The 20,419-nt window shown below is 47.6% G+C and carries 18 protein-coding genes and 3 pseudogenes; 10 read left to right on the top strand and 11 right to left on the bottom strand.

The genetic code is table 11. The features are described 5' to 3' along the window. The first annotated feature begins 170 nt into the window (after window positions 1–170). Together QQ055_RS01235 and QQ055_RS01230 are read left to right on the top strand one after the other, a co-directional pair. The gene (locus QQ055_RS01235) at window positions 171–944 is read left to right on the top strand and encodes an ion transporter (protein WP_283359511.1); all 774 of its coding nucleotides are present in this window, start codon (window positions 171–173) and stop codon (window positions 942–944) included. A gap of 171 nt (window positions 945–1,115) precedes the next feature. After that, window positions 1,116–1,274 (top strand): hypothetical protein, encoded by a 159-nt coding sequence (locus QQ055_RS01230; RefSeq protein ID WP_286004101.1) that lies wholly within the window; start codon window positions 1,116–1,118, stop codon window positions 1,272–1,274. 69 nt (window positions 1,275–1,343) lie between these two features. On the opposite strand, the gene QQ055_RS01225 is transcribed toward QQ055_RS01230, so the two are convergent. Then, a complete protein-coding gene (locus QQ055_RS01225; protein WP_069968027.1) occupies window positions 1,344–1,805 on the bottom strand; it encodes a hypothetical protein in 462 nt (153 codons plus the stop codon). A gap of 174 nt (window positions 1,806–1,979) precedes the next feature. Here QQ055_RS01225 and ffh point away from each other — a divergent pair, with 174 nt between their 5' ends. The 7 genes from ffh to QQ055_RS01190 all read left to right on the top strand — a co-directional run bounded on the left by ffh (window position 1,980) and on the right by QQ055_RS01190 (window position 7,272). Continuing rightward, the gene (gene ffh / locus QQ055_RS01220) at window positions 1,980–3,422 is read left to right on the top strand and encodes a signal recognition particle protein (protein ID WP_069967888.1); all 1,443 of its coding nucleotides are present in this window, start codon (window positions 1,980–1,982) and stop codon (window positions 3,420–3,422) included. Between the two features lie 319 nt (window positions 3,423–3,741). Then, on the top strand, window positions 3,742–4,002 hold the full coding sequence (gene rpsP / locus QQ055_RS01215) for a 30S ribosomal protein S16 (protein WP_069967887.1): 261 nt from the start codon (window positions 3,742–3,744) through the stop codon (window positions 4,000–4,002). After that, window positions 3,965–4,396, top strand: a complete 432-nt coding sequence (locus tag QQ055_RS01210; RefSeq protein ID WP_069967886.1) for a KH domain-containing protein — start codon at window positions 3,965–3,967, stop codon at window positions 4,394–4,396. Before rpsP ends, QQ055_RS01210 begins: the two co-directional genes overlap by 38 nt. Window positions 4,397–4,431: 35 nt before the next feature. After that, complete coding sequence (locus tag QQ055_RS01205; protein WP_283359506.1) at window positions 4,432–5,391, top strand: PhoH family protein; 960 nt, start codon at window positions 4,432–4,434, stop codon at window positions 5,389–5,391. A 3-nt stretch (window positions 5,392–5,394) separates the two neighbouring features. Continuing rightward, entirely contained in the window at window positions 5,395–5,790 is a 396-nt protein-coding gene (locus QQ055_RS01200) for a ChuX/HutX family heme-like substrate-binding protein (RefSeq protein ID WP_286004100.1), read from the top strand. Beyond that, window positions 5,762–6,511 carry a DUF6816 family protein gene (locus QQ055_RS01195; protein ID WP_286004099.1) on the top strand — a complete coding sequence of 250 codons (750 nt, stop codon included), beginning with the start codon at window positions 5,762–5,764 and terminating at the stop codon, window positions 6,509–6,511. Before QQ055_RS01200 ends, QQ055_RS01195 begins: the two co-directional genes overlap by 29 nt. A gap of 245 nt (window positions 6,512–6,756) precedes the next feature. Then, window positions 6,757–7,272, top strand: coding sequence for a hypothetical protein (locus QQ055_RS01190; RefSeq protein ID WP_286004098.1), 516 nt, complete (start codon window positions 6,757–6,759; stop codon window positions 7,270–7,272). Between the two features lie 396 nt (window positions 7,273–7,668). Here QQ055_RS01190 and QQ055_RS01185 read toward each other — a convergent pair. After that, window positions 7,669–8,199: pseudogene (locus tag QQ055_RS01185) on the bottom strand (AAA family ATPase); the annotation flags it as partial. A 58-nt stretch (window positions 8,200–8,257) separates the two neighbouring features. Continuing rightward, window positions 8,258–8,842, bottom strand: a complete 585-nt coding sequence (locus QQ055_RS01180) for a Uma2 family endonuclease (protein WP_286004096.1) — start codon at window positions 8,840–8,842, stop codon at window positions 8,258–8,260. Between the two features lie 245 nt (window positions 8,843–9,087). Between QQ055_RS01180 and QQ055_RS01175 the strand changes: the two genes are divergently transcribed. After that, window positions 9,088–11,475 carry a glycoside hydrolase family 31 protein gene (locus QQ055_RS01175; RefSeq protein ID WP_286004095.1) on the top strand — a complete coding sequence of 796 codons (2,388 nt, stop codon included), beginning with the start codon at window positions 9,088–9,090 and terminating at the stop codon, window positions 11,473–11,475. 79 nt (window positions 11,476–11,554) lie between these two features. On the opposite strand, the pseudogene QQ055_RS10750 reads toward QQ055_RS01175, so the two are convergent. The 8 genes and pseudogenes from QQ055_RS10750 to QQ055_RS01140 form a co-directional block, all read right to left on the bottom strand. Next, window positions 11,555–11,896 (bottom strand): annotated as a pseudogene (locus QQ055_RS10750) (type II toxin-antitoxin system RelE/ParE family toxin). A gap of 11 nt (window positions 11,897–11,907) precedes the next feature. Further along, window positions 11,908–12,141 (bottom strand): hypothetical protein, encoded by a 234-nt coding sequence (locus QQ055_RS01170; RefSeq protein WP_286004094.1) that lies wholly within the window; start codon window positions 12,139–12,141, stop codon window positions 11,908–11,910. A gap of 27 nt (window positions 12,142–12,168) precedes the next feature. Continuing rightward, window positions 12,169–12,426 (bottom strand): ParE family toxin-like protein, encoded by a 258-nt coding sequence (locus tag QQ055_RS01165; protein WP_069967873.1) that lies wholly within the window; start codon window positions 12,424–12,426, stop codon window positions 12,169–12,171. Then, a complete protein-coding gene (locus tag QQ055_RS01160) occupies window positions 12,404–12,625 on the bottom strand; it encodes a hypothetical protein (RefSeq protein ID WP_283359498.1) in 222 nt (73 codons plus the stop codon). Before QQ055_RS01160 ends, QQ055_RS01165 begins: the two co-directional genes overlap by 23 nt. A gap of 797 nt (window positions 12,626–13,422) precedes the next feature. Continuing rightward, on the bottom strand, window positions 13,423–14,082 hold the full coding sequence (gene msrA, locus QQ055_RS01155; RefSeq protein WP_286004093.1) for a peptide-methionine (S)-S-oxide reductase MsrA: 660 nt from the start codon (window positions 14,080–14,082) through the stop codon (window positions 13,423–13,425). Between the two features lie 345 nt (window positions 14,083–14,427). Next, window positions 14,428–16,074, bottom strand: coding sequence for an SWIM zinc finger family protein (locus tag QQ055_RS01150; protein ID WP_286004092.1), 1,647 nt, complete (start codon window positions 16,072–16,074; stop codon window positions 14,428–14,430). Window positions 16,075–16,088: 14 nt separating this feature from the next. Continuing rightward, entirely contained in the window at window positions 16,089–19,235 is a 3,147-nt protein-coding gene (locus QQ055_RS01145; protein ID WP_286004091.1) for a WGR domain-containing protein, read from the bottom strand. A 79-nt stretch (window positions 19,236–19,314) separates the two neighbouring features. Beyond that, window positions 19,315–20,290: pseudogene (locus tag QQ055_RS01140) on the bottom strand (cysteine synthase A). Between the last annotated feature and the right edge of the window lie 129 nt (window positions 20,291–20,419).

Below are 20,419 nucleotides of genomic sequence, written 5' to 3'. Positions count from 1 at the left end.
TGCTGGAGGTATTTTTTTGCTCTAGTCTACGCTTTAAAATAGAGATATGCAACTTTTTTCATATTCGTGAAGTCCACCTTAGTAAGGGAGATCGCGCTGTATTTCGTCCCATCAAAAAATGCTGTAGCACGCTTCAATTAAACCTGAAAGTCCTCTGATTAGAGAAGATCATGCGAGAAAAACTGGCGTTTTACTTACAAGATATCGAAACACCAGTCGGTCGAACGATTACCTTAGCCATTACGGGGTTAGTTCTTTTATCTTCAGCCATCTTTGTTGCGGAGACTTACCCCATACCCTCCCAAACCAAACTCATCCTAGAAGAGATTAACGCGGTTATTCTAGTTTGCTTTTCGGTAGAATATATCCTCCGTTTTTGGTGTGCGGAAAACAAAATCAAATTTCTTTTTAGTCTTTATTCTATTATTGACTTAATTGTGATTTTGCCCTTCTTTTTACGAGAAATCGATGTTAGCTTTATTTTTGTCTTTCGCTGGTTTCGGATTTTAAGACTCATTCGATTTTTGGATGCTAAGACCCTCTTTGGTAAAATCAACACCGAAGATGGGGTAATTATTGCTCGAATTTTGTTTACGCTGTTTTCAATTATTTTTGTGTATTCGGGTTTGATTTATCAAGTCGAGCATCGAGCCAATCCCCAAGATTTTGCCACCTTTTTGGATGCGGTTTATTTTTCGGTAGTGACTATGACAACCGTGGGATTTGGGGATGTCACGCCCATCTCAGAAACGGGTAAGTTAATGACGGTTTTGATGATTATCACTGGAATTGCGTTGATTCCTTGGCAGTTAGGCGACTTGGTTAAGCAACTGGTGAATACGGCAAATAATAAACAATCTCTATGTTCCGGATGTGGCTTAATGTTTCACGATGCCGATGCCCAGTTTTGCAAGCGCTGTGGAACGCCTCTGGAACGTCATTAAACTTTAATAAAGTTTTTCGCTCGCCAGAGACATTGTTTGGAAAATGGCTTAAAATGCGGCAAGGGATTTCTGGTAGAAAAGGAGTCAGACGCGATCGCGCATTTTAGGATCGGCGTGCAGCTACTAAATCTTGACGACAATTCAGTAATCTTTCAGGAGTAGCACGCCACTATGCTTTTCCCGCTCATTGCTTTTTCAACGATCTTTATTCTGTTTACCTTAGAAGTTTTATTTCCCCCAAAGCCGCGCCCGAAAAATCCCGAACAAGAACTGGGGGAAGCCGTAGAAAAGTATTTAAATAAAAAGTTGAAAAAGGATGCTTTTAAATAAGCGCTTTTGAGACTAGACCTGGAATTGGAAGCCCCTCGCCCGTTCTGGGAGAGGGGTGAAATCACCCGGTTATCTTCTGGCTCGTTCTTGTTCGTAGAACGATAAGACCCTTTGGGTATAAGGCGCGATCGCGCTATTGTTGTACTGAGTCGAATCGCCCGTCATCCACCAAGCTGCCGAACGCAACACCGCCGTCCGTTCGTTATTGCGACTCGCCGCGTATTCCTCTTTAAGCAAATCTTCCACGATGCAATTCATAATCGCCCGTGCTTGTTGCGGGTTCGCCTGGAACTGTGCAGGCGTCATTTCCCGCCCCGTACAAAATCTCGACCAGCGGGGAATATTTTCGCCCTTCACCTTCCAATCGCTATAGAGTCCATCATTCGCTTGACCAGTTTGGGGGGCAGCCCGTCGCAGCGCTTCTACTAATGCCCCAACTTGTGCCTGAGTGACTGATTGAGCATTGGCAGGCAAAACCCAAAGACCCAAAGTTGCAAAACTCGCAACTAAAACACCCTTTAATAAACGCATGGGTTCTACTCCTGATTTGAAACATTGAGCGAATAGGCGCATTGTAAGCGAGCTTGAGAGCGCGATCGCTCTAACTTTCGATTGAGATTGAACCCAGGTCAGAAAACCTGTTAGGGATGGGCAGAGAGTACGTCAGAATAAAAAAGAGAAAAAATAGTTAAATACACCCCTTCTATGTTTGACGCCCTTGCTGACCGCCTTGAATCAGCCTGGAAGAAACTTCGAGGTCAAGACAAAATCTCAGAAGCCAACATCAAAGAAGCCCTGCGAGAAGTCCGCCGCGCTTTACTCGAAGCCGACGCCAACTTGCAAGTCGTCAAAGAGTTTGTCAGCGAAGTTGAGAAAAAAGCCCTCGGAGCCGAAGTCATTGCTGGAGTTAGACCCGACCAGCAATTCATCAAAATTGTCCATGACGAACTTGTAGAAGTCATGGGAGAAGCCAACGTTCCCCTCGCCCACGCCGATACAGCACCTACCATCGTCTTAATGGCGGGTTTGCAAGGAACGGGGAAAACCACCGCTTCGGCTAAATTAGCCCTCCACCTCCGCAAATTAGAACGCAGTTGCATGTTAGTCGCCACAGACGTATATCGTCCGGCGGCGATTGACCAATTGCTGGCCCTCGGTCAACAAATCAACATCCCCGTCTTTGAAATGGGCAGCGATGCAGACCCGGTGGAAATTGCCCGCCAGGGGGTAGAACGCGCCAGAGCCGAAGGCGTCGATACCGTCATTATCGACACCGCCGGACGCCTGCAAATTGACCAGGACATGATGGCGGAGTTGGCCCGAATTAAAGAAACGGTGCAACCCAACGAAACGCTACTGGTTGTCGATGCGATGACGGGTCAAGAAGCCGCAACCCTGACGCGCACCTTCCACGACCAAATTGGCATTACCGGAGCCATTCTCACCAAGATGGATGGCGATAGTCGCGGGGGGGCCGCCTTGTCGGTGCGGCAAATTTCCGGTCAGCCGATTAAGTTTATTGGGGTGGGGGAAAAGGTGGAAGCCCTGCAACCGTTCTACCCCGACCGGATGGCGTCGCGCATTCTGGGGATGGGCGATGTTCTCACCTTGGTGGAGAAAGCCCAAGAGGAGGTAGATTTAGCCGATGCGGAGAAGATGCAGGAGAAAATCCTGACGGCGAAGTTTGACTTTACCGACTTCTTGAAGCAGATGCGCCTGCTGAAAAATATGGGTTCTCTGGGCGGCCTGTTGAAGATGATTCCGGGAATGGGGAAAATCTCTGGCGAGCAACTCGAACAGGGTGAAGCCCAACTCAAGCGGGCGGAGTCGATGATTAATTCGATGACGATGGAGGAACGCCGCGACCCTGATTTGCTATCGGGTTCTCCGAGTCGGCGGCGGCGGGTGGCTCGCGGTTCGGGTTATACAGAATCGGATGTGGGCAAGTTGGTGAGCGATTTCCAACGGATGCGCTCGATGATGCAACAAATGGGTCAGGGGAATTTCCCTGGAATGCCTGGAATGGGTATGCCTGGGATGGGCGGCGGCGGACGCTCTCCGCAACCGGGATGGCGCGGTTATCCGGGGGCGGCTCCAGCCAAGAAGAAGAAAAAGGAGAAGAAAAGAAAGGGGTTTGGAACGCTCTAAATTGCCAGGTTTGTCCTAGAAAAATTAGGGTTAACCTTTCAGGTGGCTTGAGCAAGTGGTAAGATCAATAATTCAGTGCCTACAAAACCTCTCAGTAGCACCGAATTCAGATCGAGCGTACAATCGTAGCGGTCTGTTCGCTAACTGCGAGGCGTTCGGAAACTGCGGCTAGGAACGAGATCGATGGAGTCCAGGAAACTGCCTCAAAATTGCGATCGCGCCCTTAGCCCAATCGTATCCGAATCTGGGGTTGCTCAAGATAGACCAAGACTCACCCTGAGTGCGTAGATAATTCAACGACAGCATCCGTGATATCAACATGATCAAGCTGAGATTAAAGCGATTTGGCAAGAAGCGGGAAGTTAGTTACCGCATCGTAGCGATGGAAAGCAGCGCCCGCCGAGATGGCCGCCCCATCGAAGAACTCGGTTTTTACAATCCGAGAACTGATGAAGTTAAGCTAGATGTCCCCGGAATTGTGAAACGCCTGCAACAAGGCGCTCAACCTTCTGAGACAGTGCGTAGCATCCTCAACAAAGCTAATGTTTTTGAACAAGCCCGTGGCGGAGTCTCTCAATAATTCATCTTCTAAGGGTCTCGACTATGATGGCTTGATCCGATTTCTAGTCGAGCCTTTTCTAGACTCTCCTGACGAACTCAAGCTGGATTTCGAGATTTCGGCTAGCAAGCCGCGCATTTGGGTGAGGCTGGCTATCGATACGGCGGATAAAGGACGAGTCTACGGTCGAGGCGGTCGTAACATTCAAGCGATTAAGACGGTTGTAGCCGCAGCAGGGCAGGCCGTCGGTCAATCGGTATACTTGGATGTGTATGGCGGGTATACGCCACCATCCGAACGCTATGATGAACCGAGTCGCGGGGGTTCCGGTGGCAGAAGTTCGCCCTCTCGTCCTCCGGCGCGGCGTCCGCCTCGCTCTCGGTCTTCCGATGATTCTCGCTCTCGGTCGCGCTAATTCTAAACTTTTTCGGGGGGAAAGCCACTTCACAGATGTCAGAAGGCACAATAATTGAGTTGCCAAACCGCGACAGTGCGATCGCGCTAGCCGGGTATCAGGGAGAAAATCTCAAAACACTGATGCAGCAAACAGGCGCTCAGTTAGTCCTGCGCGGTCAGGATTTACTGATTTCCGGAACGCCCAAACAAGTGGAAATCTGCGCGGCGTTAGTGCGATCGCTCAAAGACATCTGGAGTCAAGGTAAACCGATTACTGGCCCTGACATCCTCACCGCTCGTCATGCGCTCGATACGGGCCGTCAAGACGAACTGCAAGACCTCCAAAAAGATGTGCTTGCCCGGACGCGACGCGGTGAAGAAGTGCGGGCGAAAACCTTTGCCCAAAAGCGCTATATCCAAGCCGTCAAAACCCACGATCTAATTTTCTGTACCGGCCCTGCGGGAACGGGTAAAACTTACCTAGCCGCCGTTCTCGCCGTTCAAGCCTTGCTCGATAACCAATACGAACGCCTAATCCTCACCCGTCCGGCGGTGGAAGCAGGCGAAAAATTGGGGTTTTTACCCGGAGACTTACAGCAAAAGGTGAACCCCTTCCTGCGTCCGCTCTACGATGCTTTATACGAATTTATTGACCCGGAAAAAATTGCCGGGTTAATGGAACGCGGCGTCATTGAAGTGGCACCGCTCGCTTATATGCGGGGTCGTACCCTCAATAACTCGTTTGTGATTGTGGACGAAGCCCAAAACACCACGCCCGCTCAGATTAAAATGGTGTTGACCCGTTTGGGGTTTCGCTCTCGCATGGTGGTGACAGGCGACTTAACCCAAACTGACTTGGCGACAAACCAGGCTTCCGGACTGTCCGTCGCCCATAAGATATTACACCACGTTGAAGGGATTGCTTTTTGCAAGCTCACTCAAGCGGATGTGGTTCGCCATCCCTTGGTACAACGCATTGTCAGCGCTTACGAACAACACGAAAAGACCCATTAAATCATGAGCGATACCCTAAAAGCCTTTCTAGAAGAATGCGAAACTCTAGGTTTGCTGCGCTTAATTGTCACTAGCAGCGCCGCCGTTCTAGAAACCAAGGGAACGATTGAAAAAATCTTTTATGCAGAACTCCCCAAAGGCGAATACGCCAATATGCATAAGGATAATTTTGAGTTTCACTTGAATATGAGTTTAATTCAGCGGGTGAAGTTTGAAACCGGAGAAGCCAAACGGGGGAACTTTACCACCTACGCCATCCGCTTTTTAGATGAAAAGGACGAACCCGCCTTAAGCGCTTTCCTGCAATGGGGAAAACCGGGAGAATATGCAGAGGGACAAGTGGAAGCTTGGACGGCGATGCGCGATAAGTATGGCGAAGTTTGGGATGTGGTTCGCTAGACGCGTAATACTTCTGCTGGCGGTTAGCTTGGTGCTATTTTGCGGGGTGAAGGAGGCGAATGCAACCCCCTTAGCCGAACGGTTAGCCGATTTTCCCCAATGGCAGAACAAGCCACCTGTAGAAGCCGTACAGGGGGATTTAATCTATCCAGAGTGGATGGCGGGAACCTGGGAAGTGACGAGTACCTTAGTAGATTTAGCAGCCCCTTTAGCCCCTGATGTTACCACTCCCGGCTTTGAAAATAACCGCCAATTCCTTCACCAGCCTGTCCGGTTTCAAGTCAGGTTTGCACCAAATCAGGGGAATGCAGTGGTGAGCGATCGCGCTTTTAATGGTTTAAGTATCGCTAAAGCCTATTTAGAGGATATCGTCCAAGCGGTCAAGGTCGATCCGCACAATCCCAATCGTCAGATTACCTTACTTAAGGGCGATCGCCAACTCATTTCTACTGTAACTGGACGCGCTACCGAAACGCCAGCCCCCGATCGCTTTATCGCCACAGAAGTCACTCAGCAGTTTTTCCGGGGAACTTCGCAAGTCTACCTCAACGAGGTAGAAACCACCACTGCCTATCAATATCTTCACTCAGGCATCCAAGCCGATCAAGTCACCGCGATCTACCTTTCTCCCCAAGATCCCAATTACTTTAAATCTCTAAATCGCCCCGTCGCCCTCTATCGCTATACGCTAGAACTGACCCCCGTCGCCTCACAAAGGTAATGAATTGCCATTAAGCGATCGCAATCTTCTGAAACCTGGGAGCATGTAGGATCGAGTTCAATAAAGCGCGATCGCACTTTTCAGGGGTTGAGTATTCCCAAAGCTTATTGAGGATAATAAGGGTCATGGGGTTCCGGTGGTGAAGGTCGATAAGATTGTGTTAATGCTACCGAGAAATACTTGAAAACTGTGGGATTTATTTTCAGTCAGTGACAAATAGGGAGCGATCTTCTTAGAGTGAGTGCTTGGATAATATTCCGAAACTATATATGAGTGAAGCAAGTTGCGTTATAATGGCTAGACAAGAGTTCTTTAAAAAGCTTGATGTGCTACTGGCAGACAACAAAAATGCCCTTATGATTATGGTGTTTCTTCCTCATGAATTACTGATGAAGCAACAGCTATCAAAAGATGATGAAGAAAAGCTAATTTTAGATGGCTGGAGCCTTTTTTCTCAAAACTTTCCATTCTCTTGCTATTGTATGCGTTTGGGGTGGCGTTCATATTTAATCCTGTTGGAAGAGGAAAGGAACGCAATAATTACATCATTAAAAAAAGTATTTAATGTTTGGAGAAGATGTATTTCTTCAACTCTTTGGCGAATCGCCTTTACCGAGATTAAAAAGAGTAAAGATCGAACCCGAAACCTAACAGGATGTTTTGAAAGCCTTGCTGTGAAGGCTGCTCACTATAATCCTTCTGAAAAGCTATTTGATATCCACATTGATGAAAAGTCACAAACACCAATTTCCTTAAGCTAACGTGAGTTCTGGATAAGAAAAGGGGAGGAGAGCGATTTTTTTCGGGGGAGATGGGCAGAACGCGAACCTAACAGCGCCAATAAATATACTCGTACCTTTCTTATCGAAACATTGCTGAGTTAGACCCTTTTCGGCAAACTCTCGTCAGCATAGGTTCCCCAATATCTATCGTTGAGATACACCTTGGGCTTTGGCACAATAGCCATTTTCTGCAATGCTGCTTCCTAGTAAACACCCACCTCCTCACAAACCGAAGATAGATGACGGGGAAAGAGGAATCAGACATCTTCGCCATCTTACCGTGTCGTCGGCTCCATCTCCCCCGAAAAAAATCGCTCTCGTCTTGATCGTGAATGATTACAAATTTGGTGTCAGGTTTAAAACATTGAAAAGCTTTGCTTTAAACCGTTGAAATTGTCCTAATCCTTTAATTGCTAAAATATCTTGAGATTCAAGTTGTTGTTCTTCGCGCTCTAGTTCTTCATCAGTTTGTTCAAAGTTTTCTTCGTTAGTGATAACGTAAACTTGACCTTTGCGGAAGTCTAAAAAGTGATAAGGTGAACCATATTCACCGCGCTTGTAACGCAAAATTTCTCTTTTTATTACAGGTCGTTTTTGCTCTTTGCCAATTATTAATTGGTAAGTAACAAGGCGTTCTGTATCCACAATTTTCATGCGAAACTTTAGTTCTATTTCAATATCCTCTTCTTTCTTGCCTCTGGTAACAACTTCATCAAATCCGCCTCGAACCTGAAGGGCTTGGCGAATGTTATTCTTGAGGGCATCGCGCAGAAAGCCAAAAATATCAAATAGGGTAGATTTACCTGTTCCGTTAGCGCCAATGATGACACAAAATGCTGGAATATTTTTGATTTCTAAGGATTCAAATACGCGGTAATTTTTGATTTTTATAGAAACAATTTGCATAATACAATCTTTATCCTGATTTCATCTTCTATAAACAAAGCTCTAATAGAGCTGAGTCTCAAGGGGTAGCTTCTGGGGTGAGCGTGAGGCCGCGATAGACTTGTTCAATGGGGAAAGTGAAGTTAATGCTTTTGAGTTCTATAATATCTCCTTGTTTGTAGTTCAGAATGAGCCAGTCACCCGCATCATTGTTATGATATAAGTCCATTTCAATGCTCGTATAATTAACTAATAAGTAATCTTTGAGAATTGGGTTTTTGCGATACATTCTAAATTTACTGCCTCTGTCGTAGGCTTCTGTTCTGGGTGATAAAACTTCCACAATTAAGCAGGGATAGGTAATGTATTGGTTTGTGGTTTTGTCCCGTTCGTCACAGGTTACACTCGCATCAGGGTAGGTGTAGTTGTTGGTTTCAAGGATATTAATTCTGATATCAGAGTTGCCTGTGATGCAGTTGCTACCGTCTAAATGTGTATCAAACAGAGTTGTAAAACGGATAGCAATACGACCGTGATTGACGCTGCCACCACTCATGGCGTAAACTTGACCGTCGATGAGTTCATGTTTTTCGAGTTGTTTTTCTTCCCATTCAAAATATTCTTCGGGGGTTAAAGCTGTGGGAGGGTCTTTAGCTAGGCTCATGATAGGGTGAGTTCCTAGTTAGCGAAGTGGATGAGATTACCCGATTTGTGAGTAACGATACAGTGATTTTAGCCTGATTCAGGTTGCTGGCTCAGAGCGTGCGCGATTCGACCAGAGCGATCTTCGCAGCTTTCTGAAGGAATCGCTCCCCTTATAATTCTTAACTCCAAAACCTTTCTTTTGCTAGGCCTGCATCGAGACTAAACGCAGTACAAGGGAAGAGATCTATCTGCGGGTAAGCGCTTATGCCACAATACTTTGGTCAACTCCAAACCCTCGAACAGCTTTGGTCAACCCTAGGGGATGTACAATCGGTTCATCAAGACTCGCGACACATTCGTTTTGAGTGTAACGGCCCAATTCTAGTTTTAAGTATTCTTGCAGATAATCTGATTCGCGTTCGCGTCTCGCCCACGGAAACTCTAAAACCCCGCAAATCTTACGCCGTTACCCAACCTGATGAAGAATGGTCTGCGGTGGACTATCAGTTGAACGAAACCGAAGAGGCAGTAGAAATTACTACCTCTAGAATGCGCGTGCGAGTTCAGCGCCATCCTTGTCAGGTGCAGTGTTTTACTCCAGAGGGTCAACCCTTTGCTCAAGATACCCCAATCGCACCCAATCCGCATGAAGAATTTCCCTCGCCTAACCATAACCCGCAAGCCTCCGTGGGTTGGCGCTTGAACTCCATTGCGACATGGAAGCATATTGAAGCAGACGAGCATTTTTATGGGTTTGGCGAACGTACGGGACTTTTAGATAAACGCAGCGAAATTAAAACCAACTGGACGGTAGATTGCTTAGATTACGGCAATCTCACCGATAATATGTATCAAGCCATTCCCTTCTTTATGGCATTGCGGCCCCAGGTGGGATATGGGTTATTCTTTAATACCTCGTTTTGGAGTCAGTTCGATATTGGGGTATCGCAACCGGGCGTTCTGCGTTTAGAAGCCCAGACGAACGAGTTAGATTATTACCTAATTTACGGCCCGGAACCCGCGCAAATTCTCCAAACCTATACGCAACTAACCGGACGAATGCCCTTACCGCCAAAATGGGCTTTGGGCTATCATCAATGTCGCTGGAGTTATGAGTCTGAGGATATTGTACGCAAGTTAGCCCAGGAGTTTCGCGATCGCCAAATTCCCTGCGATGTGATTCATCTCGATATCGACTATATGCGCGGTTATCGCGTGTTTACCTGGAGTCCCAAGCGGTTCCCCAACCCCAAACAACTCTTAGGCGACTTAGCCGAAGATGGGTTTAAGGTTGTCACCATTATCGATCCGGGGGTGAAGTACGAACCAGAGGGGGACTACTCGGTATTTGATGAAGGGGTACAAAGAGATTATTTTGTTCGCAAAGCCGACGGACAGTTATTTCACGGTTATGTGTGGCCCGATAAGGCGGTATTTCCCGACTTTCTGCGGGGAGAGGTGCGCGACTGGTGGGCGCAGCAGCACAAAGATTTAACTGAGATTGGGGTGGCCGGAATCTGGAATGATATGAATGAACCTGCGATCGCGCTTCGTCCCTTTGGAGATAGTCATGAGAAAATAGACTTCCCTCTAGATTCTCCCGTAGGCGAACCGGACGAGGGCATCACCCATGCAGAAGGGCATAATTTGTATGGGTTAATGATGGCGAAAACGGCTTTACAAGGATTGAAACAGGGACGTTCCCAGGAGCGATCGTTCGTTCTCACGCGGTCTGGCTTCGCTGGAATCCAACGTTACTCAGCCGTATGGACGGGGGATAATCAGTCTCTTTGGGATCATTTAGAGATGTCTATGCCCATGCTCTGCAACTTGGGCTTATCAGGTGTAGCCTTTGTCGGTGCAGATATTGGCGGGTTTGCGGGGAATGCGACGGCGGAAATGTTTGCCCGGTGGATGCAGTTGGGAATGCTGTATCCCATGATGCGCGCTCACTCTGCGCTTTCAACCGCTCAACATGAACCGTGGGTGTTCGGTGAAGAGGTTGAACAGATTTGCCGCGAGTATCTAAATCTACGCTATCAACTCTTGCCTTATATTTATACCCTCTGTTGGGAAGCTTCCACCACAGGCGCGCCGATTCTGCGACCTCTGCTGTATCATTTCCCCAACGATACCCATACTTATACATTGCACGACCAGGTGATGTTAGGCCCCTGGTTAATGGCCGCTCCGGTGTATCATCCTGGGGTAGAGTATCGGGCAGTTTATCTACCTGCTGGCGAGTGGTACGACTGGCACAGTGGCGAGTCCTATCAAGGCCCAACGCATATCCTCGCCCATGCCCCCATAGAACGGATGCCCCTGTATGTGCGGGCGGGTGCTATTATCCCAATGGCTCCCGTGAAGCAATATGTGGATAAGCAACCGTTAGAAAGCCTAACGCTACGGGTTTGGCCCGGCGAGGGAGAATGGACGATGTATGAGGATGACGGACACAGTTTTGAGTATCAGCAGGGGGCTTTCTCAACCACAACCTACCGCGTCAGTCGCGAGGGCGAAAAAGTCCGGTTTGAAGTCTCGGCGCGTCAAGGAGAATGGAAACCCCCGCAGCGAGAAGTGGTTGTAGAGGTGGTAGGTGTTGGCGAACAGCGCTTTAGTGATGATGGGAGCGATCGCACTATAGTCTCATAAGACCCAGAAACCCAGTTTTTAGTGCGAGTCGTTATCAGAACTGGGTTTCTCGTTTCTTCTTGTAACCCAATTGAGGTAGTTAGCTTGCATCTGGATCGTCTGGCGTTTCACCAATCGCGAGTTGCGAGGAATGCCGAATGTGAAGAATACGAACCGTAGACACTTCTTCTAAAACAGTAAACAGGATGCGATACAAATTACGCTTTTGACCGTAGAGAAGTTGCCGAATCTCCTGGCTAAAATACTCATTTTATTTCGCAAGCGGACATCGTTTCGGCATAGTCGATAAAGACTCAATTGCCTTAAGCAGCCCACTATACCATTGACTTGCCTGAGAGGGAGAAGTAACCTGCGATAGTCGCAGAAAGGCGCTATCTGCTTCCGCTGCCGCTATGCTTGAAATTTCAATACGATAGGTCATTCTGGCAGGTTTTACTTACGACGCTGTTCCTCGGCAAATTCATTGAGAGAGCGGAAATTTCCTGCATCAAAATCCTCTAATCCCTGCTGAATGCCTTTTATAGCCTCTTCCGAATCTTGTGTTTCCCACTCAAGAACGCTTGCCAAAAGCTCGCTAGCAACAACACTAATATCTTGCCCTCGGTGGATAGCTTTCTTGCGTAGCTGTTCTTCTAACTCTGGGGTCAGATGGATCGCGATCTCCATCAGTCGTTCTCCTACAATAGTAACCAATTATTTTAACAAGTTCTCGTATTGGTCATGTTCGCCAATCCAGAACCAATAATAATCATCCCCTTTTTTCAGACCCAAGGCGCGATATCCACCACTAATGCGAACAGACCAAAGATTCTTACCAACTTTTTTAAAATGCAGCGAGGGATGAAGTGAATTTTCTTTCCAAAGCTTGTAAGCCTTCCGCGCTTGTTCCTTCAAATCGGGTGACAATTCTGCATAGGCTTTCCAAAACTCAGCCGTTGCGAAGGACTTCATCTAAATTCCTCACCTTATCATCGGCTATATCTGCTTCAGCTTGAGCAATTAAGCGATCTAACTTACCGGATGCCATATCCGCTTCGATTTGCCGATCCCACATTTCATCAAGATAGTCCTGAAGCCATTTTGCCAAGTCACGGACTTCACCTTCGGATAACTGTCTAATTGCTGATTCAATCTCTAATCGAGTAACCATAGTCTATATTTTGTTTTTCAATAATGCAGCTGAATTATAGCTCATTGAAACTGGGGCGCAGTCACAGTTTAGACATAGTGCGATTCCCGCAGGGATCGCTATAGCCTGCGGCATGGCTTCGCTAATGCGAATCGCACTAACACAAAGAAACCGGGTTTCTAGCTACAACCCGGTTTCTTTAGGTCAGAACTTTGATTTTATGCCCCAGTGGGTTCGGAATAGCCTTGCAGATTTTCCGGTTCAAATTTGCTAAAACTTTTTCTAAGACTCAAACTTAATGCACGTCAATAATCGGTTGCAGCAGCAGGGAAACTGCGCCAACGACAACAAACGATAGACTTACCCAAAAGAAGATTCTCATTTACTTTTTCCTAAATATTAAGCTTTTCTGGCATTGTAGTGAGTAAAGATTGGGGGCATACTCCCTCTAGGGACAGAATCAATATCAGTACAAGCAATTCATTCAATAATGCTATAGGATTAAGCTCTACAGGTTTCCTCTATTTAGCTAACCTCTGATGGTTTTTAACTGAATTGGGTGTTGGGTTTCCTCCATTTAGCTAACCTCCGATGCTTTTAAATTGAATTGGGTGTTGGGTTTCCTCCATTCAGCTAGCCTCCGATGTTTTTAATTGAATTGGGTGTTGGGTTTCCTCCGTCAACCCAACCTACTAGCACGTCTAAAAAAAGATGGCGAATTGGAAGAGACGCCATCTGTAGGGTTTACTATTTCTAATTAGGATTGAAATCCCTAAAAGAGATTTTTCAATTCTTTAAAGGGGCGCTATTCCATCTCTCTATAGCGTGACATTGGTTGGCATAGGACAAGAAACATTAGTTCCACCTAAACCGCAATATCCGCCGGGATTTTTGGCGAGGTATTGTTGATGGTACCCTTCAGCGTAGTAGAATTCAGGGGCATCAATGATTTCTGTGGTAATCTGACCGTAACCTTCTTGATTCAAGGCTTGCTGGTAGGTGTTGCGAGAGGCTTCAGCCAGTTGTTTTTGGGCTTCTGAGTAGGTGTAGATACCGGAACGATATTGCGTTCCTACGTCGTTGCCTTGGCGCATTCCTTCGGTGGGGTTGTGGCTTTCCCAGAAGACTTTGAGTAAGTCGCCGTAGCTGATAACTTTGGGGTCAAAAACGACGAGAACGACTTCATTATGTCCTGTCATGCCACTACAAACTTCTTGGTAAGTTGGGTTTGGGGTATAACCTGCTGCGTAACCCACGGCGGTGGTAAAGACGCCTTCTTGCTGCCAAAAACGGCGTTCTGCACCCCAGAAGCAACCTAGACCAAACATGGCGAGTTCTAAGCCTTCGGGAAACGGGGGTTTGATGGGATTACCATTAACGTAGTGGCTGTTGGGGACAGGGATGGCTTCAGACCGTCCGGGTAATGCCTCGGAGGGGGAAGGCATGGAAGCTTTTTTACCAAATCCAAAGATTGCCATGTGTTTTAGAATGAATGCGATCGTGATAGTTCGATCTTAAACAATCTTTACCTCTGGGGAAATAGCAAATCGGATCGGTAATCTGGGGTGAGGAAAAAGAAAAAATCGCGCCCCATCGTCCTCGGTTCCTTCGTAAACTCCCTAGGACTAGACTCCTCAACTCAAGCGGTGTCGGGTACTATCGGTCATTCACTTCAAGGAAGTCAAACCGGAATACCGATAGTACCCGTAACACCGCACAGTCAAGAGGAGGCTAGTGATGCGTGTGTGAACTCAGCGCAAGGGCGGCGATACACCGTCCAAATTGCAAGGATTGTTGACCGAGGTACGATGGGATGCGATCGCTTAACGACACTGGCGAGCGTGTTGCATTCTCAGTGCCAGAATATGCTCGCATGGCCCTTTGTACAGCTTATTTTGCTGATGCCAGTTGCAAGTACATTCTGCTTGAATCATACGCTCATCGCGATCGCACGTCAATGCCGGGTTATACTCGCGACTGTTTTCCCTCACCATCCCCTGAAGGGCGATATTTCCGGCCGTATCGCTGGTTGCGGAAGTTACGGTTACAGCATTTTGGCTTAGGAAGCGGGTGGCTTTCTCCTCGCGTTCGTTCGCAAAGCGCAACCGTTCCATCGGTAAGGGTTCGCGGCTAAGTTCTCGCAGGCGATAGACTTGTTTATTCAGGTCGTAGATGGCGCGTCCGGCTTGAGTATAGGCCCCTAACGCCCCTAAAACGGCTGTTCGGCTTAAATTTAGGCGGTCGGCGAGGGAGTCGGCGGTTTCTCGCCAAGTTTCCCACAAGGCTTCAAAGACGCGCTGCTGTGTATAGGAGTCTACATCGGCGCGGGGGGCCATGAGGTCGAAGTTTCCAGCTTGGGCCCAGTCGTTGGCCGTCCAGCCAGAAAGGCCTAAAGTAAAGGACATATCGCCTAAGTCTGCAACGTAAAATGAAGGCATTCCCGTGCCTAACAGATGAACGGTGAATTTTTGGGTAATGGGAATCAGACGTTCTAAAATATGCAAGCGCCTGCGTCCCCAAACGCGAATCATTTGTTCCTCAGAACCGAGGTAGGGGGAACGGGGACAGGTTAGTTCAATATCCCACGGTTCAAAGACGATTTTAATCGGTTGTCCGGGGGTGAGGTGGTAGCGGAGGCTGCGAGGCCCTTTCTTTTCTTTGTGGCGGCGCAGAATTAGGCATAAATTATAAATATCCATTGGATGCAAGTCGAAGCGGATGGCGGGAAGGGACATCGCCGAACTGACTTGCAAAAAGCCTCTGACCCAACTTTCGGGTAAGTCGATTTTAACTTCTTTGAAGGTTTCTTCGTGGGTGGTTTGGACTTCAAAGCCGGAAGGGTCAACTTGAAATTGGGTGGTTTTGTAGCTGCGAATTTTCTGGAATTCGTCGTATAAGGCGGCGGAGTAATCAATATTGGTGGTACCGCAGGCAAATTCGTTGATATTTTTAAAAACTTCGTAGCTTGCGCCTAGGCGTCCATAGGTGGATTCATCCTGGCTGAAACATTCAAAGAAGATTTCATCGGGATGGACGGTAATAACTGGATCGAAAACGAAGTAAAAGTCAAGTTGTTGTTGAAAAACGTAATTTTGAAAGCGGCTTCTAGCGTCCCAATAGGGTTTGCGGCGTTCCCAACTATTTTGATAGAGTTGGCTGAGTTCGGCTTGGACTTCTTTAATTTTCTGCTTGACTTCCTGGCGTTGATTGGTAATCTCTACCCAATCTAAGTTTTCCTCTTGTTTTGCCCGCCATTCTTTATACTGGGTTTTATCTTTGGGCTTAAAGCGCATATCGGAAACGACGACATCGTGTAGGGCGCTGATGGCTTCCCGGAAGGCGACATTTTTATTTAATTCGCCGATAAAATAGGTAGGCGGGCGTTTGGTATCGGGGGAAAAGGAAAGTTGAGTCTCAGAAGCGCGATCGCGCACGCTTGTACTACCCTTATAAGCATAACTAAATTCCATACCTTGACCTCATCTTAAACTTGAGTGGGAACGGGCTGAACTTGCAGAGGGACAGGAATCTGTGGATATTGTTGATGAATTTTGAGTAAGATTTGAATAGCGGTGGATTTATCGCCGATAGCCATTGTTAGAGATTGGCGAGTGAGGATTTCAGCGACAATTTGGGCGGCGGCTTCAGTTTTTTGGGCTTCTTTTTCTAAGAATTTCAAGATGCGGTCTTTGGCAACTCTTCCCCGATTGACTTGACAAAGAACGGTGATAAAATAGGGCATTAACTGGCGCAATCGTTCTAGGTTATTTGCGGCGTAATTTTCGAGATAATTACTCGCGAAGAGTTGCATATCCGCTGAAGGATGTTCGCTGAATTTGAGTAAGTATTCCGTGCCATAGTCTTGTTCAAAGTAGCGCGTTACTAAGTCTCGTCCAAACTGGCGCACCTCATCGCGGATGCTATCGCAAACTAGAATCATGACATCCGGCGTCCAATCTTCAGGGATGAATTGGGTATTGAAAAATTGATGGGCAAATTCGCGACTATCTTGCCATTTTGACTCTAGGATACGAACGGCGGCAAGTTTAGCTTCAGTGGAGTTGCGAATCTTATCCCGATTGCTGACAAACATCTGTCTAGCCGCTTCTCGAACGGCTAAAATTTGATGGCTAGCCAGTTTGACAAGTTCAGCCACCTCAAACTCTAGCACCCAATCGGAGGCATGACGCAGCAGGACAACTCCCCCTAACTCTTGGGCGGCTGAAGACTTGGCTTGGAGTAATTTTAAGTTAATCTCTCGTTCAATGTTATCTTGCCATTGGGGAAAACTTTTGAGTAATTGCACTACGTCATTGTGAACGCCCTCGTGTTTTTCGGGTGACAGCAGAACTTCGATTAAATCTGTGGCGATTTGCGTACTAAAATCAGGATAGCGATCGCCTAGGCGACGAATGGTTGCTTGAATGCCTGCACGTAGGTCCGGAATGGAACTCACCGCCATTGCAACTAATAAATTGCGATCGCGCATTAGTCTATCATCGGGTAATTGTCCCAAAATCCGTACCCCAATTGTCCGAACCGCTTCATAGGGCGACTCTATCAAAGATTCAATCAAATTCGGCGGTAACTCAACGGCGGGTGTTGCGTGGTTGAGGAGAATTCTCGCCCCCGTTTCTTGCACTTCCGGTAACGGATGGCGCAATAAATCTATGACAACGCCTAACCCAATTTGACGTAACTGCGGCGCAAAGCAAACAACCAGCGTTTCGCCAACCTCTTTCGCCAGTTCCGCTTGGGCAGGAGTCAGCGAGATTAAGCCTGCAATCATTCTACCGATTAAGACTTTTGCCGTTGCATCGCTGATTACAGAACTACTGAGCAAACGGCGAGCAAAGGCGCGAGTGTCTGTATACTCAGAGAGGACTAAATCTGCAATGAACTGGCTGGATTCTAAATAGCGTTCCCGGTTGGCTTCAATCCAACTATAGGCCCCGGCGCGGGCAACGGGTGAAACGCAACGGATAACCGCTAAGATTAACTCAAAATCTGCGTGTTGATGATAGCCATTCTGAACGATTAGATCGTAAGCCAGTTTAGCCGTAACTTCGTAAGGCTTCCCAACCAGTTGCACCAGGGTAGCTAAACTCAACGTCTGGCAAAATTTCCCTTGTTCTCTCAGCGCTTTTGCAGCAAACTGATGAACGGGTAAACATTCGCTGGCTTGCAACAGTTGCAGCAAAGCCTCTGGATGATTGTCCCACAGTTGGGGAAACGCTTCCTCTCGACCTTCAGATATCCTTTCTGAAGCAGACAGGCGAGTACGCCAAGCCGTTGTACCTGGCGCTAAATAGAAATCGGGGCTATTTTCATGCAGAATATGATTGAACGTCAGATATCCAGCAAAAGCCCCCCACTCAATTTTCTGCTGAGTGGCTGCACCTGTTTGATAATTCCAACGATAGAGAACCGTAGACTTGACAGGTTGGGCATCGCGATCGCAGTATTGCAGCAATAGAGATACTGCGATCGCAATATAGTCCGGGTTGTTGGCTTCTCCTAATTGCTTTAGACTGCGCCAAGTTCGCCGCTTGAAATATTCGCAAGTCCGATTGCTGTAAGCTAAATGACTGTTAGGACTGCGAATTTCATTCGTAAGGGCATGGGTGGTAATATATTCGCCGCGTCGGGTTTCTGGATTGTAGCGATATTCTTGATTCGAGAGATAGCCAACGCCCGGTACATTCACTCCCCAGCGATTATTAACATAATAGCGGGGTTCCGATTCAAAGCGACGGACGAGAATCGCAAAAACTTCTGCATCGTGGCGATACTCAGCCATTTTGAAGATATGGCGGATGCGTTGAAAGAAGTTCGGGCGAAAGCTAACGGTTTTTAAGAAGTTGAGTAAAACTGGGCGGGTGTAGGCGTTATCAATTTGGTAGAACCTATCGAGAACCGCAAAATGCTGATAGTCGCCACTTTCAAGATAGCGATTCAGTTCGGCGGTGAGGGCTTCAATACTGCCATTTTGCGCGAGGGAACGCAACTCAGGCGGCAAGAATTCAATCATCTCCGATTGTAAATCCGCTTGGGTCTGCGAATCGGAGAGTTTGAGAATGGCTTCAAAAGCGATACGGGCAACAAATTCAGGCGTTGCCGAATTTTGGTAAAGCTGAATCAGGGCTTCTAGCGCCCCTTCTCCCCCACAGTAACCCAAAGCCCAAGCAATGCAATAATCGGTTAACGCATCGTGCTTGCCTAAAAGTTCCAAGAGTTGGGGCGTTGCTTCACTCATGTGCAACTCTCCCGCCCGCCAAATTGCCCGCGATAAGGGCCATTTGGGATTACCTCGCCCTGCAAGACGTTCTAAGATTGCCTGTTCCCGACTGGTAAAGGTGACTTTTGGGGTAGTTTCCGGGGCTGAGATGGGTTCTGAAACGTCAGAATAGCCTTTTTTGGTCTTTTCACTGACTAGCTTGTCAAAGACCTTCTCAGCTTGCGCTAAAGGGACGGGTTCAGTCGTTTTCACCCCTTCCTTTAAGGTCGTTCCTCGTCGTCCGTAGCGAAAATTGACGAGATAGCCGCCCTCAGTTTGACACAAATCGACTTCGTAGATTTTATCTGAAGACCCTTCCTGACAATGGAGCGTTGTCCGTTTCAGCAGTTGCATTTATCCGCCCTCAGTCGCGCATGAGCCAATCCTAACCCGAACTCAGGATGGGCGCGGCCCACCCTGTTTGCAACCTTAATTAATCGATGGATAAGCCTTTGGAGGCTAACCACTCGCGGTTATACAGCCGAGACTGATAGCGCGAACCCCCATCGCACAATACCGTGACAATAGTATGACCTGGCCCCATTTGTTTAGCAAGGGCAACTGCCGCCCCTACATTAATTCCCACAGAACCACCCATAAATAAGCCATCTTTGCGTAACAGTTGATAAATGACGCGCAGGGCTTCTGGATCGTCTACTTGGATGGCATCATCAGTAGGGACCCCTTCCATGTTAGCGGTGACGCGACTGTTGCCAATCCCTTCGGTGACGGAGTTGCCTTGGGTCGTAATTTCTCCGGTTTTAACGTAACTGTACAACCCGCTACCCATTGGGTCAGCAACAACGCATTTAATGTTCGGGTTCTTTTCTTTGAGGAACATCGCCACGCCTGCATAGGTTCCTCCAGTTCCAGTCGCCGCTACCCACGCATCCACTTTTCCGTCCGTTTGCTGCCAAATTTCCGGGCCGGTGGTTTCATAATGAGATTGGCGGTTGGCGAGGTTGTCAAACTGATTCGCCCAAATGGCGTTTTCCATTTCGGCGGCGACTCTGCCGGACAGTTTAACGTAGTTATTGGGGTCTTTATAGGGAACGGCGGGAACGGTGCGAACTTCTGCGCCGAGGGTTCTCAAGGTGTCGATTTTTTCTTGAGATTGAGTATCGGGGATGATGATTAGGCATTTATAGCCTTTGGCGTTGCAAATATGTGCTAAACCAATCCCTGTGTTACCTGCGGTTCCTTCAACAACGGTTCCACCCGGTTTGAGCAAGCCTTTTTGTTCTGCATCTTGGATAATATAGAGGGCTGCCCGGTCTTTAACGGAACCGCCAGGGTTGAGAAATTCAGCTTTCCCCAGGATTTCGCATCCGGTTTCCTCGCTAAAGCTGTTGAGGCGGATTAGGGGGGTGTTACCCCACGGTTGCAATAAATCCGTCTTTAATATCCATTCTGAATTGTCACCTTAGTTTTCGCCTATCAAGATTTTTGACTTATATTGAGTGCTTCTCTGAGTGCTTCTCTGAGTGCTGAGTGTAAAGTGCTGAGTGCTGAGTGGGGAGGTGAGTGCTGAGTGTAAA

This window comes from Geitlerinema calcuttense NRMC-F 0142, assembly GCF_030285425.1.
This window is presented reverse-complemented; position numbering and strand designations above follow the sequence as displayed.

Bases quoted from the DNA above. Each gene is read 5' to 3' on its own strand.
- QQ055_RS01235 (WP_283359511.1), top strand. From the start codon at position 171: ATGCGAGAAAAACTGGCGTTTTACTTACAAGATATCGAAACACCAGTC.
- QQ055_RS01230 (WP_286004101.1), top strand. From the start codon at position 1,116: ATGCTTTTCCCGCTCATTGCTTTTTCAACGATCTTTATTCTGTTTACC.
- QQ055_RS01225 (WP_069968027.1), bottom strand. From the start codon at position 1,805: ATGCGTTTATTAAAGGGTGTTTTAGTTGCGAGTTTTGCAACTTTGGGT.
- ffh (WP_069967888.1), top strand. From the start codon at position 1,980: ATGTTTGACGCCCTTGCTGACCGCCTTGAATCAGCCTGGAAGAAACTT.
- rpsP (WP_069967887.1), top strand. From the start codon at position 3,742: ATGATCAAGCTGAGATTAAAGCGATTTGGCAAGAAGCGGGAAGTTAGT.
- QQ055_RS01210 (WP_069967886.1), top strand. From the start codon at position 3,965: ATGTTTTTGAACAAGCCCGTGGCGGAGTCTCTCAATAATTCATCTTCT.
- QQ055_RS01205 (WP_283359506.1), top strand. From the start codon at position 4,432: ATGTCAGAAGGCACAATAATTGAGTTGCCAAACCGCGACAGTGCGATC.
- QQ055_RS01200 (WP_286004100.1), top strand. From the start codon at position 5,395: ATGAGCGATACCCTAAAAGCCTTTCTAGAAGAATGCGAAACTCTAGGT.
- QQ055_RS01195 (WP_286004099.1), top strand. From the start codon at position 5,762: ATGGCGAAGTTTGGGATGTGGTTCGCTAGACGCGTAATACTTCTGCTG.
- QQ055_RS01180 (WP_286004096.1), bottom strand. From the start codon at position 8,842: ATGAGCCTAGCTAAAGACCCTCCCACAGCTTTAACCCCCGAAGAATAT.
- QQ055_RS01175 (WP_286004095.1), top strand. From the start codon at position 9,088: ATGCCACAATACTTTGGTCAACTCCAAACCCTCGAACAGCTTTGGTCA.
- QQ055_RS01170 (WP_286004094.1), bottom strand. From the start codon at position 12,141: ATGGAGATCGCGATCCATCTGACCCCAGAGTTAGAAGAACAGCTACGC.
- QQ055_RS01165 (WP_069967873.1), bottom strand. From the start codon at position 12,426: ATGAAGTCCTTCGCAACGGCTGAGTTTTGGAAAGCCTATGCAGAATTG.
- QQ055_RS01160 (WP_283359498.1), bottom strand. From the start codon at position 12,625: ATGGTTACTCGATTAGAGATTGAATCAGCAATTAGACAGTTATCCGAA.
- msrA (WP_286004093.1), bottom strand. From the start codon at position 14,082: ATGGCAATCTTTGGATTTGGTAAAAAAGCTTCCATGCCTTCCCCCTCC.
- QQ055_RS01150 (WP_286004092.1), bottom strand. From the start codon at position 16,074: ATGGAATTTAGTTATGCTTATAAGGGTAGTACAAGCGTGCGCGATCGC.
- QQ055_RS01145 (WP_286004091.1), bottom strand. From the start codon at position 19,235: ATGCAACTGCTGAAACGGACAACGCTCCATTGTCAGGAAGGGTCTTCA.